Annotated in this window: 17 protein-coding genes; all 17 read left to right on the top strand. The window is 39.7% G+C overall.

Going from position 1 to position 16,624, the window contains the following annotated elements:
- Nucleotides 1-34: 34 nt before the first annotated feature.
- The 17 genes from rnc to dprA all read left to right on the top strand — a co-directional run bounded on the left by rnc (nucleotide 35) and on the right by dprA (nucleotide 16,360).
- Nucleotides 35-772, top strand: a complete 738-nt coding sequence (gene rnc / locus JOC76_RS16675) for a ribonuclease III (RefSeq protein WP_205179293.1) — start codon at nucleotides 35-37, stop codon at nucleotides 770-772.
- A gap of 52 nt (nucleotides 773-824) precedes the next feature.
- Entirely contained in the window at nucleotides 825-4,391 is a 3,567-nt protein-coding gene (gene smc, locus JOC76_RS16670; RefSeq protein ID WP_205179681.1) for a chromosome segregation protein SMC, read from the top strand.
- A gap of 18 nt (nucleotides 4,392-4,409) precedes the next feature.
- Nucleotides 4,410-5,396 carry a signal recognition particle-docking protein FtsY gene (gene ftsY, locus JOC76_RS16665; protein WP_205179291.1) on the top strand — a complete coding sequence of 329 codons (987 nt, stop codon included), beginning with the start codon at nucleotides 4,410-4,412 and terminating at the stop codon, nucleotides 5,394-5,396.
- 101 nt (nucleotides 5,397-5,497) lie between these two features.
- Nucleotides 5,498-5,830, top strand: coding sequence for a putative DNA-binding protein (locus JOC76_RS16660; protein WP_205179676.1), 333 nt, complete (start codon nucleotides 5,498-5,500; stop codon nucleotides 5,828-5,830).
- Between the two features lie 12 nt (nucleotides 5,831-5,842).
- Complete coding sequence (gene ffh, locus JOC76_RS16655; RefSeq protein WP_205179289.1) at nucleotides 5,843-7,192, top strand: signal recognition particle protein; 1,350 nt, start codon at nucleotides 5,843-5,845, stop codon at nucleotides 7,190-7,192.
- A 321-nt stretch (nucleotides 7,193-7,513) separates the two neighbouring features.
- Nucleotides 7,514-7,786 carry a 30S ribosomal protein S16 gene (gene rpsP, locus JOC76_RS16650; protein WP_205179288.1) on the top strand — a complete coding sequence of 91 codons (273 nt, stop codon included), beginning with the start codon at nucleotides 7,514-7,516 and terminating at the stop codon, nucleotides 7,784-7,786.
- 14 nt (nucleotides 7,787-7,800) lie between these two features.
- Nucleotides 7,801-8,031 (top strand): KH domain-containing protein, encoded by a 231-nt coding sequence (locus JOC76_RS16645; protein ID WP_205179286.1) that lies wholly within the window; start codon nucleotides 7,801-7,803, stop codon nucleotides 8,029-8,031.
- 216 nt (nucleotides 8,032-8,247) lie between these two features.
- On the top strand, nucleotides 8,248-8,634 hold the full coding sequence (locus tag JOC76_RS16640) for a YlqD family protein (protein ID WP_205179285.1): 387 nt from the start codon (nucleotides 8,248-8,250) through the stop codon (nucleotides 8,632-8,634).
- 13 nt (nucleotides 8,635-8,647) lie between these two features.
- Nucleotides 8,648-9,166 (top strand): ribosome maturation factor RimM, encoded by a 519-nt coding sequence (rimM, locus tag JOC76_RS16635; RefSeq protein ID WP_205179284.1) that lies wholly within the window; start codon nucleotides 8,648-8,650, stop codon nucleotides 9,164-9,166.
- Nucleotides 9,163-9,906: a tRNA (guanosine(37)-N1)-methyltransferase TrmD gene (gene trmD / locus JOC76_RS16630; RefSeq protein WP_239557774.1), complete on the top strand. Its 744-nt coding sequence runs from the start codon at nucleotides 9,163-9,165 to the stop codon at nucleotides 9,904-9,906. Before rimM ends, trmD begins: the two co-directional genes overlap by 4 nt.
- A gap of 145 nt (nucleotides 9,907-10,051) precedes the next feature.
- A complete protein-coding gene (rplS, locus tag JOC76_RS16625; protein WP_160720849.1) occupies nucleotides 10,052-10,396 on the top strand; it encodes a 50S ribosomal protein L19 in 345 nt (114 codons plus the stop codon).
- 186 nt (nucleotides 10,397-10,582) lie between these two features.
- Entirely contained in the window at nucleotides 10,583-11,152 is a 570-nt protein-coding gene (gene lepB / locus JOC76_RS16620) for a signal peptidase I (protein ID WP_205179283.1), read from the top strand.
- Between the two features lie 27 nt (nucleotides 11,153-11,179).
- Entirely contained in the window at nucleotides 11,180-12,055 is an 876-nt protein-coding gene (ylqF, locus tag JOC76_RS16615) for a ribosome biogenesis GTPase YlqF (protein WP_205179282.1), read from the top strand.
- 58 nt (nucleotides 12,056-12,113) lie between these two features.
- A complete protein-coding gene (gene rnhB / locus JOC76_RS16610) occupies nucleotides 12,114-12,893 on the top strand; it encodes a ribonuclease HII (RefSeq protein WP_205179281.1) in 780 nt (259 codons plus the stop codon).
- 212 nt (nucleotides 12,894-13,105) lie between these two features.
- A complete protein-coding gene (sucC, locus tag JOC76_RS16605) occupies nucleotides 13,106-14,266 on the top strand; it encodes an ADP-forming succinate--CoA ligase subunit beta (protein ID WP_205179279.1) in 1,161 nt (386 codons plus the stop codon).
- Between the two features lie 23 nt (nucleotides 14,267-14,289).
- Nucleotides 14,290-15,192, top strand: a complete 903-nt coding sequence (sucD, locus tag JOC76_RS16600; RefSeq protein ID WP_205179277.1) for a succinate--CoA ligase subunit alpha — start codon at nucleotides 14,290-14,292, stop codon at nucleotides 15,190-15,192.
- A 265-nt stretch (nucleotides 15,193-15,457) separates the two neighbouring features.
- Nucleotides 15,458-16,360, top strand: a complete 903-nt coding sequence (gene dprA, locus JOC76_RS16595; RefSeq protein WP_205179670.1) for a DNA-processing protein DprA — start codon at nucleotides 15,458-15,460, stop codon at nucleotides 16,358-16,360.
- The last annotated feature ends 264 nt before the right edge of the window (nucleotides 16,361-16,624 follow it).

The following is a 16,624-nucleotide window of genomic DNA, read 5'->3' as shown; positions in this document are numbered from 1 at the left end:
TAGTTTGTAAATTTGATGCAAGGTGGAGAAATTCATGCGCAAGAACGGTAAAGACAAAGATGTAAATCGCGCAAAAGAAAATCAAATGAAGGATTTTCAAACTTCAATCGGAGTGACGATTGAAAACGAAAAATTATTAAAACAAGCATTTACACATTCATCCTATGTGAATGAGCATCGCAGAAAGCCATTCGAAGATAATGAAAGACTAGAATTTTTAGGAGACGCTGTCCTTGAATTAACTGTTTCACAATTCCTTTTTAAAAAATACCCTACGATGACTGAAGGAGAATTAACAAAACTGCGTGCTGCTATCGTATGTGAACCTTCGCTCGTATCGTTTGCTAATGAACTTGAATTCGGCAAACATATTTTGCTGGGTAAAGGAGAGGAAATGACAGGCGGCCGAGAACGCCCAGCTTTGCTTGCTGACGTGTTTGAAGCCTTCATTGGTGCGCTATACTTGGATCAAGGAATTGATAAAGTAGTCGAATTTCTAGATAGAGTGGTCTTTCCTAAAATTAATGCCGGTGCTTTTTCTCATGTGATGGATTTTAAAAGTCAATTACAAGAGCTTGTTCAAAGAGATGGTGCAGGAATCATTGAATATCGTGTCCTTCAAGAAAAAGGACCAGCTCACAATAAAGAATTTGTTTCAAGAGTATCACTTAATGGTGCAGAGCTAGGTATAGGAGCAGGGAAATCAAAGAAAGAAGCGGAGCAGCATGCGGCTGAAATGGCCCTCAAGGTATTAAAAACAAAAACAACTTAGAAATCGCAATTTGGCAGGAGAAATCCCCATGCAGTATAGGGAGGATAAAGAAATGTTTTTAAAACGGTTGGACATTATTGGCTTTAAATCTTTCGCTGAACGTATTGAGGTTGATTTTGTTCCTGGTGTAACGGCTGTTGTTGGTCCTAATGGGAGTGGCAAAAGTAATATTACCGATGCTATTCGCTGGGTATTAGGGGAACAATCAGCCAAATCTTTGAGAGGCAGCAAGATGGAAGATATTATTTTTGCTGGCAGTGAATCTAGAAAGGCTCTTAATTTTGCTGAAGTCACACTGACTTTAGATAATACCGACCAAGGACTTGGGATCGACTATAATGAAGTGAGTGTAACAAGAAGAGTGTCACGCTCGGGTGATAGTGATTTCTACATTAACAAGCAATCATGCCGACTTAAAGATATTATTGATTTATTTATGGATTCTGGCCTTGGCAGAGAAGCTTTTTCGATTATAAGCCAAGGAAAGGTAGAAGAAATATTAAATAGTAAGGCAGAAGAACGCCGGACAATCTTTGAAGAAGCCGCTGGAGTTCTCAAATATAAGAACCGCAAAAAAAAGGCAGAAGTGAAGTTGTTTGAGACTCAGGATAATTTAAATCGTGTCAATGATATTTTACATGAACTTGAAGGGCAAGTAGAGCCATTGAAAATTCAAGCATCCATGGCTAAAGATTTCCTAGAGAAAAAAGAAGAACTTGAAAAAATAGAAGTGGCGTTGACAGTTTTTGAAATTGAGGACCTGCATCAAAAATGGGAACATCTTTCCAAGCAGCTAGAAGAACACCAACAAGAAGAACTAAAGATGTCCTCAGAATTGCAAGTGAAGGAAGCAGCAATTGTTCAAACAAGAGATAAGATTGCTGCATTAGATGAGTCTATCACAGACCTCCAAAATGTACTACTGCATGCAAGTGAGGAACTTGAAAAGCTTGAGGGCAGAAAAGAAGTCCTTAAGGAACGGAAGAAAAATGCTGCGCAAAATAAAGATCAGTTAAAGATTAATATTTTAGAACTAACCGATCGAATCAGTAAGTTAAAGGAAAACAGAGATGCACAAGCTGAGATTGTTAAGGAACTGAGTATACAAGTTGAAAAATTGCAATTTGAATTAAAAGAGCGGCAAGATAAACTGCCTTTATTCTCAGAAAATGTGGAAGAGAAAATTGAAAGTTTAAAAAGTGAATATATTGATTTATTAAACGAGCAAGCGAGTGCAAAAAATGAACTAAAATATATTGACCAACAATTGGAACAGCAAGAGCGCAGAGGCTCCAGACTTGATGCGGAAAACGAAAAGTATCTTGAAGAGCGTGTTCATGTCCAACAGCACAAATTGGACATTCAAGAGGCTTTAGAAGAGGTTCAGAAAAAATTAGCCGATCAGTTGGTTGCGTATCGAGAAGGACAACATCAACTGGAGAAAGTAAAAAACAATTACGAGAAACAGGAAAAAACACTGTATCAAGCCTATCAACTCCTTCAGCAGGCAAAATCAAGAAAAGAAATGCTTGAAGAAATGGAAGAAGACTTTGCCGGCTTTTTTCAAGGCGTGAAAGAGATTTTAAAGGCTCGTGACCAAAAGTTAAAGGGAATTGAAGGGGCAGTTGCAGAGCTCATAACGGTTCCGAAAGAGTATGAAACGGCTCTTGAAACAGCTCTCGGGGGTGCGCTGCAGCATATTGTTGTTGATCATGAGCAAAATGCCCGTACAGCTATTCAATATTTAAAACAGAATTCATTTGGCCGGGCTACATTTTTGCCGTTAAGTGTTATTAAAGGGAGACCTTTATCGTCTGCACAACTATCTTCCATTCAAAATCATCCAGCCTTAATTGGACCTGCCGTCAGTTTGGTGAAATTTGTGCCAAAGTATTCTGAAGTTATGAATAATTTACTCGGTAATGTGGTCATAACAAAGGACTTAAAGGGAGCTAATGAATTAGCGAAAATCCTTCAGTACCGGGCAAGATTGGTAACGTTGGATGGCGATATTGTCAATCCAGGCGGTTCCATGACGGGTGGAGCCGTTAAGCAAAAGACATCCTCTTTGTTAACGAGAAAAGGGGAATTAGAAAATTTAAAAGAAAAAATCGTCATTATGGAAGAAAAAACAGCAGCATTAGAAGCGACTGTTAAGCGATTAAAAGCTGAGGTTCAACAGGCTGATCAGCAAGTAGAGAAGAAACGGCAAGATGGAGAATCGTTAAGATTATCGGAGCAGTCTGTAAAGGGTAACCTCCGCGAGGCAGAGCTTCAAGAAAAGAACCTTAATGATCGTTTAGCTCTATATGACCTCGAAAAAGGACAATTGACGGAGGAAAAAGAATCACTTTTAAAAAGAAAAAGGGAGTTAGCGGATGCTGTTAGCTCCTATAAGGAAATGATTGCTGAACTCGATGCCCAAATTGAAAAATTAACTGTTCAGAAAACGAGTGACTTGAGTTCTAAAGAAACCTTGACGAATGAAATAAATGAATTAAAGGTAGAGTTTGCTTCAAGGAATGAACAGTTTAACCATGCAAAGGAACGCTTTACGCTAGTTAATGATGATTTAACAGAGAGTGAGCAAAAGCTGTCTATTTTTACTGAAGATCTTAACCTTTTAACATCTGAAATGTCTAATAGTTCTTCTGGGGAAGAGCAACTAGAAGCGGCGGCCAAAAGAAAGCAGCAAGATAAAGAGGCCACCCTACAATTAATCACTGAAAGAAGACAAGAGCGTTTGTTGCTGCAGGATTCCCTTGAAAATACTGAATTAGAAGCAAGAGAATTAAAAAGACTTCATAAAGGGATGACGGGGGTCTTAAAAGATGAGGAAGTAAAAATTAACCGTTTAGATGTGGAGCTGGAAAATCGGCTTGCCCATTTAAGAGAGGAATACCTCCTCTCATTTGAAGGAGCGAAGGAGCAATACCCATTAAATATCTCGGTGGAGGAAGCCAGGAAAAAGGTTAAATTAATCAAACTGGCCATTGAAGAGCTTGGCAATGTCAATCTTGGGGCTATTGAAGAATATGAACGGGTCTCTGAACGCTATGAATTTTTAAATGAACAAAAGACCGACCTTCAGGAAGCGAAAGATACTCTCTTTAAGATTATTGAAGAAATGGATATAGAAATGAAAAGACGTTTCCAACAAACCTTTGAAGGAATACGTCAGCATTTTGAACCCACATTTCGAACCTTGTTTGGTGGCGGAAGAGCGGATTTGGTTTTAACCATACCTGAAGACTTATTAAATACAGGCGTGGAAATTGTTGCCCAGCCGCCAGGGAAAAAACTTCAAAATCTTGGACTTCTTTCAGGTGGAGAACGAGCGCTGACAGCCATTGCTTTGTTATTTTCTATTTTAAAGGTCCGCCCGGTTCCATTCTGTATCCTGGATGAAGTTGAAGCAGCCTTAGATGAAGCAAACGTTTACCGTTTTAGTCAATATTTAAAGCGGTATAGTAAAGAAACCCAATTCATTGTCATTACGCATAGAAAGGGAACAATGGAGGAAGCAGATGTCCTTTATGGTGTAACGATGCAGGAATCGGGAGTTTCAAAGCTGGTATCTGTCCGCTTAGAGGATACAAAAGAACTAGTTGAATTATAATTTAAGGAAGTGAAAAACATGAGTTTTTTTAAAAAATTAAAAGAAAAAATTTCGAAATCAACGGATTCGGTTACAGAAAAGTTTAAGGAAGGCTTAACGAAAACACGTGACAGTTTTTCCGGAAAAGTGAATGATTTAGTGGCTAGATATAGAAAGGTCGATGAAGACTTTTTTGAAGAACTAGAGGAAATCTTAATCCAGGCAGATGTAGGTTTCGATACGGTAATGCAGCTAATCGAGGAACTCAAGATGGAAGTAAAACGCCGTAATATCCAAGACCCGGCTGAGGTCCAAAGCGTAATCTCTGAGAAGCTTGTGGAAATCTATAATTCTGGTGAAGAGTATTCATCAAAATTAAATATCCAACAGGACGGATTAACGGTTATCTTGTTTGTTGGGGTTAATGGAGTTGGAAAAACAACTACCATTGGCAAGCTCGGGTATAAATTTAAAAGTGAAGGAAAGAAAGTGTTGATGGCAGCGGGAGATACCTTCCGTGCAGGCGCGATTGAACAGCTCGAAGTATGGGGCGAAAGAGTGGGAGTGGAAGTCATTAAGCAGGCAGAAGGCTCTGACCCGGCTGCTGTTATGTATGATGCCATCCAAGCGGCTAAATCACGCAATGCTGATATTTTATTATGTGATACGGCCGGCCGTCTGCAAAACAAAGTGAATCTAATGAAAGAGCTAGAAAAAGTCAAGCGGGTAATTGAACGCGAGATTCCTGGCGCACCGCATGAAGTCATTCTAGTACTTGATGCAACCACTGGTCAAAATGCGCTTATTCAGGCGAAAACCTTTAAAGAGGCAACAAATGTCAGTGGAATTGTCCTATCCAAATTAGATGGTACGGCAAAGGGCGGTATTGTACTAGCCATTCGCAATGAATTAAAGATCCCTGTTAAATTTGTCGGTCTTGGGGAAAAAATGGATGATCTTCAAGAATTTGATGCGGAAAAATATGTGTACGGGCTATTTGCAGATCAAGTAGAAAAAACAGAATAGGTTGTAAAGGTATTTTCTTGACAGAAATGATAGGACCCTGTAAACTTTACTTTTGTAAAGGCTTTTCACTTAACAATAGCATTGGAGGGAATACTGGCATGATGCTTGAAAAGACAACACGAATTAATTATCTATATGATTTCTACTATTCGCTGTTAACTCCAAAGCAACAAAGCTATATGTCTCTCTATTATTTAGATGATTACTCTCTAGGAGAAATTGCAGAAGAGTATGAAGTCAGTAGACAGGCTGTTTATGATAATATTAAACGGACAGAAGCAATGCTCGAGGAGTATGAGGAAAAGCTGTTATTATTTCAAAAATTTCAAGAGCGTACGAAACTGATCAGGGACTTAAAAGCATCGATTAATAAGGGGAACCTATCTAAAGAAGCATTATTAGAAACTGTAACTGAGCTTGAGAAATTAGATTAGGAGGCGGCATGAATGGCGTTTGAAGGATTAGCCGACCGACTGCAAAATACAATCCAAAAGATCCGTGGAAAAGGAAAGGTCTCGGAAGCGGATGTCAAAGAAATGATGCGTGAAGTACGTCTCGCCCTGCTAGAAGCGGACGTTAACTTCAAGGTCGTCAAAGACTTTGTTAAAAAAGTCAGTGAGCGGGCTGTAGGGCAAGAGGTCCTAAAGAGTTTAACTCCAGGCCAGCAAATCATTAAAATCGTTAACGAGGAATTAACCATTTTAATGGGAGGCGAGCAAAGCAAGATTGCTGTATCCAATCGTCCACCAACTGTTATTATGATGGTCGGGCTGCAAGGGGCCGGTAAAACAACGACAACGGGTAAGCTGTCGCTGTTGCTACGTAAAAAGTATAATCGCAAGCCATTGCTAGTTGCAGCCGATATTTATCGCCCTGCAGCCATTAAACAGCTTCAGACCTTAGGGAAACAATTGGATATGCCTGTATTCTCGCTGGGGGATCAAGTAAGCCCTGTGGAGATTGCTAAACAAGCCATTGCTAAAGCAAAAGAAGACCATCATGACTATGTTCTGATTGATACCGCTGGTCGTTTACATGTAGACGAGGCATTAATGGACGAGCTGAAGGACATTAAAGAGCTAACCAAACCAGATGAAATTTTCCTAGTTGTTGATGCAATGACAGGTCAAGATGCGGTCAATGTTGCACAAAGCTTTAATGAACAGCTTGGCTTAACAGGTGTCGTCTTAACGAAGCTTGATGGTGATACTCGCGGCGGGGCGGCCTTGTCTATTCGCGCTGTCACACAGACACCGATTAAATTTGTCGGTCTTGGCGAGAAAATGGATGCATTGGAGCCATTTCACCCAGAACGTATGGCATCAAGAATCTTGGGCATGGGTGATGTCCTGACGCTGATTGAAAAGGCACAAGCGAATGTGGATGAAGAAAAGGCAAAAGAGTTAGAACAGAAAATGCGGACAGCATCGTTTACGCTCGAAGACTTTTTAGATCAGCTTGGTCAGGTTCGAAACTTAGGTCCATTGGATGAATTGCTAAAAATGATGCCTGGAGCAAATAAAATCAAAGGTTTGAATAACATTACTATCGATGAAAAACAAATTGCCCATGTGGAAGCGATTATTCAATCCATGACCAAGCATGAGAAAAATAATCCAGAAATACTCAATGCAAGCCGCAAGAAGAGAATTTCCAAAGGAAGCGGACGTCCTGTAACGGAGATTAACCGCCTTTTGAAGCAATTTGAAGACATGAAGAAAATGATGAAACAAATGTCTGGCATGCAGATGAAAGCCAAGAAAAAAGGTGGATTTAAGTTCCCTTTTAAGTTTTAAACTAGTTAATTGGAGCGGAAGGCACTCGACTCCTCGAAAATGCTATCGCATTTTCTTCGTGCGTGGGCGGATTCGAGGAAGAATTTCAATGTCCTGCGGGAGTACGGGGCTGGGGAGACATCACAGGCGCTTTCTTCGTCGAGGAGGCTCCCCGGCACGCCCGCGGAAAGCGAGTGCCTGGAGAGGAAATCAACAAGTCTATTTAAGTTTAAACTGCAAAAATTTGGTAATACTGGTTGTAAAGAAAAAACACTTTACAAACTATAAAAGAATTGATATTATACTATCTTGTGTGAAACTATTCGGAGGTGCTTATTTAAAATGGCAGTAAAAATTCGTTTAAAGCGTATGGGAGCTAAAAAGACTCCTTTCTATCGTATTGTAGTAGCAGATTCTCGTTCACCACGTGACGGTCGTTTCATTGAAACAGTTGGAACTTACAATCCAGTTGCTGAGCCAGCATTAGTGGAAATCAACGAAGAATTAGCGCTTAAATGGTTAAAAGACGGTGCGAAGCCATCAGACACTGTTCGTAACCTTTTCTCTAATCAAGGCATCATGGAAAAATTCCATAATGCAAAATTAGGCAAGTAATAGCCTGATTGATTATGAAACAATTAATCGAAACGATTGTTAAGCCTCTTGTTGATTTTCCTGAAGATGTTCGTGTGAATGTCTTAGAAGATGAACACCGTGTTACCTATCAATTATCCGTTAATAAAACGGATATGGGAAAAGTAATCGGCAAACAAGGGCGTGTTGCAAAGGCCATTAGAACTGTTGTATATGCAGCAGGATCATCACAACAAAAGAAAATTTTTCTAGAAATTGGTGAATAGCTTTTTGCATCTAGATAAAAGGGAGGGATTCATTCCTCCCTTTTTTGCTACCAGAAAAGCGGAAGCGCCATGCTCAGGGGCGTAAGGCTACAGACGAGCCGGCGAGAAGGTTGCTTTTTAACCTTCTTGACGGATTGGCTTAGACCTAAGAGCCCCTAGGCGCTGTAGCTAGACAATTCTCGTAGTTCTATAGAACACAGGGAGGCGGGATGTTAAATGCAGCTTATTCAAACTGTTGTGGTGAAGCAGGTCGTGACAGAAAAAAGTAAGGAACAGCTTTTTGAAATGTTTCATAGGAAATTACTAGAGCTCAAAAAGGAATGTGATCAACTTTTATTTGAGCACAAGCGTTTGGAGAAAACAAAAAATTTTTCGCCTGAAACATTAAAGCAAAAATTTGAAAAAGAAATACAAATGCGTAAAGAAAAAATAAAGCTTTTTGAGTTTCAAATCGAACAATTACATACCCTACCATTAGGTAGTGAAATACAGGAAAGAGAAGTTCAGGCACTCATTGAAGTAAATGTTGGTGACCAGTGGGACGAGAAAATGGGACAATCGACCATCATTATTGAGGACGGTATTGTAAAGGAAATTAGATAGAAGGTGAAGACATATGGAAAAATGGTTTAATGTCGGAAAAATCGTTAATACACAAGGGATTAAAGGCGAGGTACGGGTTATATCCAAAACAGATTTTCCTGAAAAACGGTATAAGTCTGGGAATATTCTCTATTTATTTATGCCAAAATCCAATACACCAATTGAACTCACAGTCAAAAGCCACCGGACCCATAAGAATTTCGAGTTACTTACTTTTGAAGGGTACAATAATATCAATGATGTGGAAAAATTCAAAGAAGGTATTCTAAAGGTACCTGAAACACAACTAGATGAATTAGAAGATGATGAATTCTATTATCATGAAATTATCGGCTGTTTGGTCGCGACCACAAAAGGAGAGGAAATCGGAAAAGTAACGGAAATTCTCTCTCCTGGGGCAAATGATGTTTGGGTTGTAAAAGGCAAGGGTGGCAAAGATGTCTTAATCCCTTATATTCATGAAGTAGTAAAGAAAGTCGATGTAAAGGAAAAAGTCATCATTATTGATCCTATGGAAGGATTACTTTCATGATGCAGATTGATATCTTGACGTTATTTCCGGAGATGTTTGCCGGAGTTTTCGGTCATTCTATTTTACAAAAAGCTGCTGAGAAATCAGCTGTTCGCTATAATGTCGTGAATTTCCGTGATTTTGCAGATAATAAACACTCAACAGTAGATGATTATCCATACGGCGGCGGGGCAGGCATGGTGCTAAAACCACAACCAATCTTCGATGCGGTAACATCACTTAGGGAACAAGCAAAAAGTAAAAATCCAAGGGTGATTCTCCTTTGTCCTCAAGGAGAACGCTACGAACAGCGTAAAGCAGAAGAATTGGCGAAGGAAGAGCACTTAATTTTTATCTGCGGTCATTATGAAGGATATGATGAACGGATACGGGAACATGTTGTCACAGACGAAATTTCGATTGGCGACTATGTGTTAACGGGAGGAGAACTCGGGGCAATGGTGGTAGTCGATAGTGTTGTCCGACTTTTGCCAGAGGTATTAGGAAACGCGGAGTCTCATCAGAAAGACTCGTTTAGTACAGGGCTGCTAGAACATCCTCATTATACACGACCAGCTGATTTTCGCGGGTTGAAGGTTCCTGATGTCTTACTTTCAGGTAATCATAAGCTTATTGAAGAGTGGCGCAATAAAGAGGCGTTACGCCGGACGCTTTTAAGACGACCTGATTTATTGGATAAAATGGAACTAACAAAAGAACAAGAAAAATGGCTGAAAGAAGTAAAAAAAGATTATGAGTAATATTGCAGGCTCGTTATTATTATGTTATGATACTACTTGTGACTCAGAACTGATGTTTTTCAGATTGTGGTCTTAAAACGATGTTCCGCTGCAATGTAATCGAAAGTAGATATGCATGAGCATCTGTTGGAAGGAGTTGAAAACGATGCAACAATTAATTAAAGAAATCACACAAGAACAACTTCGTACTGATCTTCCTGCTTTCCGTCCTGGTGACACTGTACGTGTACACGTAAAGGTTGTCGAGGGTACTCGTGAGCGTATTCAGTTATTTGAAGGTGTAGTGATTAAGCGTCGTGGTGGTGGAATTAGCGAAACTTTTACAGTACGTAAAGTTTCTTACGGAGTAGGCGTTGAGCGTACTTTCCCAGTACACACACCAAAAATTGCGAAGCTTGAAGTAATTCGCCGCGGTAAAGTTCGCCGTGCTAAGCTTTACTACTTGCGTAACCTTCGTGGTAAAAAAGCTAGAATTAAAGAGATTCGATAATAAGAACCAAGAAAAAGGGCTTGCTCAAAAGCAGGCTCTTTTTTTATTCTTTTTCGAATGGTTCCACAGATTTTGGAACAAAATATTAAAGTTTGGTTAAAAAAATCAGCCCATCGTGTTAATTATGGTCAACTTTTGTAAAATAGGTTGTAAGACATTTTTTAATAGTGATTGGTGGGGAATATAATGACAGAAAAGAAGAAGAAAAATGAACTTTGGGAATGGACGAAAGCATTATTGATTGCGGTAGCTCTCGCTGCAGTCATTCGATATTTTCTTTTTGCCCCAATTGTAGTTGACGGTCTATCCATGATGCCGACATTAAAGGATCAAGACAGAATGATTGTGAATAAATTCAGTTATAAAATTGGGGAGCCAAAACGATTTGATATTATTGTTTTTCATGCCCCGGAAGGTAAGGATTACATAAAGCGTGTAATAGGGCTTCCAGGCGATACGCTTGAGTATAAGGATGATGTCTTATATATAAATGGAAAAGCGTATAAAGAGCCTTATTTGGATGAATATAAGAAACAAGTAGAAGATGGTCCGTTAACAGGTTCTTTCACTTTAAAAGAAAAAATTGGCCGTACAACGGTTCCTAAAGGCGAATTATTTGTAATGGGTGATAATCGCCGCTTTAGTAAAGATTCCAGACATATTGGAACTATTCCGATGAGCAAGGTTATTGGGAAAACAAGTGTGGTCTATTGGCCTTTAAAGGATGCCCATATTCTTAGTGTAGATGGAAAATAGTTTAAGCTTTTAAAAGGAGGCGGGACTTTGACGATTCAATGGTTTCCAGGCCATATGGCCAAGGCTCGCAGAGAGGTCACGGAAAAGTTAAAGCTGGTGGATATTATTTTTGAATTGGTGGATGCAAGAATCCCTTATTCCTCTAGGAATCCAATGATTGATGAAATAATCCAGCATAAACCAAGGCTTGTCCTCTTAAATAAGGCAGATATGGCCGATAAAGAGGTTACAAAAGAATGGATTGCTTATTTTGCTGAAAAGGGAATCAAAGCACTTGCAATCAATTCTCAAGCAGGCGAAGGCATGAAAAATATTGTCCAAGCATCAAATGAAATTCTTAAAGAGAAATTTGATCGGCTAAAAGCAAAAGGAGTAAAACCTAGAGCGATTCGCGCCATGATTGTCGGGATACCGAATGCTGGAAAGTCTACGCTTATCAATCGACTGGCAAAGAAAAATATCGCTAAAACTGGAAATACTCCCGGCGTAACGAAATCACAGCAATGGATTAAAGTAGGGAAAGAAATGGAGCTGCTCGATACTCCAGGGATTTTATGGCCTAAATTTGAGGACCAAGAAGTAGGTATGAAGTTGGCGATCACGGGGGCTATAAAAGATACTTTATTAAATTTGCAAGATTTAACGGTTTACACGATGCGCTTTTTAGAAAAGGCTTATCCAAAACGATTACAAGAGCGCTACAAACTTGAGAAAATTCCGGATGATATTGTGGCATTATTTGATCATATAGGCGTACTCAGAGGCTGTTTAATGGGCGGTGGTATGGTCGATTATGATAAAGTGGCGGAATTAGTTATTAGAGAAATCCGTTCCGAGAAATTCGGTCCACTTACGTTTGAAAGACCAATAGATATTCAAGTACCAGTAGAAAATGAACAATAAAAAGGAGCTCTCCAAATGGAGGGCTTGATTTTTTCATTAATAAACAAGGTGACTACAAATGGAGAAACTATCAATTGCCCAAATAGAGCAAAAACTATCTGCTATTTTAGATGAAACAGATTCGTTTATAGTAGATCTTTACAATGATGATCGAAAAGGTGTACAGCAATCCTTAGCCAAATGGAAAAAACAACGAGAGCATGAAAAGCGTCTTCAGGAAAAGTTTCTGGAAATGAATCAATATGAACGAAAGGTCCGTGCACAAGGGTTTCGTTTTATCGCAGGAGTGGACGAAGTTGGTAGGGGACCGCTTGCAGGACCAGTTGTTGCGGCTGCGGTTATTTTACCTGAAGATTTTTACTTAGCTGGGATAGATGATTCCAAGAAACTTACCGAAAAAAAACGGCAGGAATTTGCCGAGATTATTAAAAAAGAAGCAATCTCTTATAATGTGGCAATGATACAGGCTGATGAAATTGACGCGATAAATATTTATGAAGCCACTAAAAAGGCAATGAAAGCAGCCATTGTCTCGCTTGGACCAAAGCCTGATTTTTTATTAATTGATGCAATGAAGCTTGAAACGCCGTATCCTACGGAATCAATCATTAAAGGGGATGCAAAAAGCATTTCAATTGCGGCTGCCTCCATTGTTGCAAAGGTAGCAAGAGACGAGTTAATGAAGGAGCTATCTGTAAGTTATCCTGTATATGGTTTTCAGCAAAATATGGGTTATGGGACAAGAGAACATCTTGAAGCAATTAAACAATACGGTATTACACCTTATCATCGAAGAAGTTTTGCTCCTATTAAGGACTATATCACTATAATAAGTTAAATAAAAAAACAGGTTTTTACCTGTTTTTTTATTATCGTAAGAAAAAATAAAAAGGTGAAAAAAACCAATGAAAACGGTTTCTTTATAGCCTGCTTTTCTGAATATTTTAAAGATGAGTATAATTTTTATACTTTATGGTAGACAAGGTTTCAGTCATTATATAAAATGAAAACGGAGTCAATTTTTTGAAGAGTTTGATAGGAGGATGGGAAATGAATATCCATGAGTATCAAGGGAAAGAGATCCTCAAGCAATTTGGGGTAGCTGTTCCAAATGGAAAAGTGGCATTCACGGTTGAAGAAGCAGTGGAAGCTGCTAAAGAACTAGGAACACAAGTATGTGTAGTAAAAGCACAAATTCATGCGGGCGGACGAGGAAAAGCAGGTGGGGTTAAAGTTGCGAAAAACCTTGACGAGGTTCGTACATATGCAAATGAAATCCTAGGAAAAACGCTAGTTACACACCAAACCGGTCCTGAGGGTAAAGAAGTTAAACGCCTCCTAATTGAAGAAGGCTGTGACATTAAGAAAGAATACTATATAGGTCTAGTATTAGACCGTGCAACCTCACGTGTCGTTTTAATGGCATCTGAAGAAGGCGGTACAGAAATTGAAGAAGTTGCTGCTAAAACGCCTGAGAAAATTTTTAAAGAAGAAATCGATCCGGCTATCGGCTTGCAACCATACCAAGCACGTCGTATTGCCTTCAATATTAATATTCCGAATGAATTAGTAAATCAAGCAGTTAAGTTCATGATGGGCTTATATAGTGCTTATATTGAAAAAGATTGTTCAATCGCGGAAATCAATCCATTAGTGGTGACCGGAGACGGCAAGGTTATGGCATTAGATGCCAAATTAAACTTTGACTCAAATGCGTTATACCGTCAAAAAGACGTCCTAGCTTATCGCGATTTAGAAGAAGAAGATGCGAAAGAAATTGAAGCATCAAAGTATGATTTAAGCTATATTGCATTAGATGGTAATATTGGCTGTATGGTTAATGGTGCGGGTCTTGCAATGGCTACAATGGATATCGTGAAGCATTATGGCGGTGATCCTGCTAACTTCCTTGATGTTGGCGGCGGTGCAACAGCTGAGAAAGTAACAGAAGCATTTAAAATTATCCTTTCAGATCCAAACGTAAAAGGTATTTTCGTCAATATCTTTGGTGGAATTATGAAGTGTGATGTCATTGCCGAGGGTGTTGTGGAAGCAGCTAAGCAGGTTGGGCTTTCAGTTCCACTTGTTGTTCGTTTAGAAGGAACAAATGTTGACTTAGGTAAGAAAATTCTTGCTGAGTCGGACGTTGAAATTATTGCTGCAGAATCCATGGCTGACGGTGCACAAAAAATCGTTTCATTAGTTAAATAGGATCAGAAGAAAGGGGAATTCACGTGAGCGTTTTTATTAATAAAGATACAAAAGTTATTGTTCAAGGAATTACTGGCGGTACCGCCCGTTTCCATACAAAGCAAATGATTGAATATGGTACGAAAATTGTCGGTGGAACTTCACCTGGTAAAGCTGGTCAGGAAGTGGAAGGCGTGCCTGTTTTTAATACAGTTAGAGACGCTGTTGCAGCGACAGGTGCAAATGCCTCTGTTATCTATGTTCCTGCTCCATTTGCTGCAGATTCTATCATTGAAGCAGTGGATGCTGAACTAGATCTAGTTATTTGTATCACAGAGCATATTCCAGTTTTAGACATGGTAAAGGTTAAGCGTTACATGGAAGGCAAGAAGACCCGTTTAGTAGGTCCTAACTGCCCTGGGGTTATTACAGCTGATGAATGTAAAATTGGCATCATGCCTGGATATATCCATACAAAAGGTCATGTCGGTGTTGTTTCCCGGTCTGGAACCTTAACATATGAGGCAGTTCATCAATTGACACAAGCTGGTATTGGTCAAACAACTGCTGTCGGAATTGGTGGAGACCCAGTAAATGGTACAAACTTCATCGATGTGTTAAAGGCATTTAATGAAGATCCTGAAACCTACGCTGTCATCATGATTGGTGAAATTGGTGGTACTGCTGAGGAAGAAGCAGCTGAGTGGGTGAAAGCGAACATGACCAAACCAGTTGTGGGCTTTATCGGCGGTCGTACGGCCCCTCCTGGAAAAAGAATGGGACACGCAGGTGCTATTATCTCGGGCGGAAAAGGTACAGCAGACGAAAAGATTCGCATTATGAACCAATGCGGCATTAAAGTAGCTGATACTCCTTCTGTAATGGGTGAAACTTTAATCGAAGTATTAAAAGAGCAGGGCCTATACGAAAAATGTAAAACGAACTAGAAAAGCGGAAGACGCCCGTTTATCGGCGATATAGGGAGACTTAGTCGAACTTAATGCGTACAGAAAGCGATAGCTTCCTGTAGCCAAGCATAAGACAAGCCGGCGAGAAGGTTGCTATTTAACCTTCACGACGGATTGGCTGTAGACCATAGAGCCGATGGCGTCTGTAGCTAGACACTAATATTCATCAGTGTTCCTGTCAGAATAGTCCCCCGAAAACTTGGGGGGCTATTTGTTGATTAATAAAAATAATGGAGGTTTCTTTATGGATGAGTTTAAAGAAAAATTTGTTCATTTATTGCACTACCCCAATATAACTTGGAACCAAGTCTATTATTTACTCAAAAGAGATCCAACACTCCAAACCCTTGACTCTAAATTCCATTATCATTTTCCTCCAATGCCCAATCAGTTAACAATTCCCCAAGAGTCTTCACGATTACCTTTAACATCCATTCCTAAAGCCACCATTCATGAACAAATTCGCCAATATAAGACCAACGAAATTTCCGTCATTACGATTTTTGATAAGGAATATCCGCGAGCATTGAAAGAAATTTATCAGCCACCATGGGTATTGTATGCAAAAGGTGACCTATCACTATTAAAAACAGAACCAATGCTAGCCGTTGTTGGATCTCGTCAAGCAACACAATACGGAAAAAATGCCATCCGCCTCATCTTTCCTGAGCTAATCGAACATAATTTCGTCATTGTCAGCGGCTTAGCAAAAGGGATTGATGCACTTGCCCATGAACAGACAATCAGGCTAGGAGGAAGGACTATTGCGGTTATTGCGGGTGGTCTATATCATATCTATCCAAAGGAAAATATTCCTCTTGCTACACATATGATGAAAACGCAGCTAATCCTCTCGGAGTATCCCCCTGACACCAAGCCCCTTAGGTGGCACTTTCCAGCTCGTAATCGAATTATAAGTGGTTTATCTGCAGGTACACTTATTATAGAAGCAAAGCGAAAAAGCGGATCGCTTATTACCGCTAATTATGCGGTCCATGAAGGACGTGAGGTATTTTCTTTGCCAGGAAGCATCTTTAATCCCTGCTCAGGAGGAACGAATGAATTGATTCAGCAAGGGGCAAAACTGGTTACAAGTGCAAAGGATATCCTGGAAGAATTAAAATACCTCCCCCTATTTAAAGAATAGGTTCTGTTAAATGAAATTTTTTTAATACTCCAGTTGATTAGAGCGGAAGGCGCTCGACTCCTCGAAAATGCTCTCGCATTTTCTTCGTGCGTGGGTGGAATCGAAGAAGAATTTCAATGTCCTGCGGCAGTACGGGGCAGGGGAGACCCCACAGGCGCTTCAGCGAGGGCACTGAAAAAGTCCACATTTTAAGCAGTTGAAAGGTAGATTTTATCGACCTTTCAACTGCTTTTTTGTTTTATAATAAAATTATTAAATTTTACG

This window comes from Neobacillus cucumis (assembly GCF_016908975.1).
GTDB lineage: Bacteria > Bacillota > Bacilli > Bacillales > Cytobacillaceae > Neobacillus > Neobacillus cucumis.
Note: the sequence above shows the minus strand (reverse complement) of the source record. Positions and strands in the feature narration are given on the sequence as shown.